This is a genomic window from Mycobacterium simiae (genome assembly GCF_008370645.1).
Classification (GTDB): domain Bacteria; phylum Actinomycetota; class Actinomycetes; order Mycobacteriales; family Mycobacteriaceae; genus Mycobacterium; species Mycobacterium simiae_A.
The window spans coordinates 1-439 of record NZ_VTZN01000539.1 but is presented as its reverse complement, the minus strand read 5'-3'; the positions used below and the strand labels follow the sequence as shown (position 1 = coordinate 439).

Below are 439 nucleotides of genomic sequence, written 5' to 3'. Positions count from 1 at the left end.
AATTGCCTGGACCGCACCGTGTCGTTCGGGTGAACACATGGGTGCCGAGCCGGCGCATACGGCCGGTAGCGATCGGCCGCGGCAGTAGCAGAGTGCAACACTGACATCACGAACTGGCTATCCCGCCGCGGTCCGGCGGGCCACGAAGAGGAGCTGACGATGATGCCGGGTTGTGCCGACCCGCCCAGTAATCCCGACAATGAGGACACGACGGCAGAACGCTATCGCCGCACCGCGCGAAACCCGTTCGCGCCGCGCGCCGCCGTGGCGGAGCTGCTTGCTTCGATGAACCGCGTTATCGACATCACCGAGCCAGATCCACGGTTGCCGGTAGCACTGAGTTTCTCCCGATCCCGGCAAGCCGCGCTGGATGCCAAGCGTGGGATAGCGAACGGCTTGGCTGAGCGCGATGCCGCCGACCGCGCCGAGCCTCGGCGCC

Annotated in this window: 1 protein-coding gene; it reads left to right on the top strand. The window is 66.7% G+C overall.

The annotated features are described in order from the left end of the window. Positions 1-159: 159 nt before the first annotated feature. The coding region (locus F0Q45_RS26800; RefSeq protein WP_149656680.1) for a hypothetical protein at positions 160-439 on the top strand (280 nt) is incomplete at its 3' end.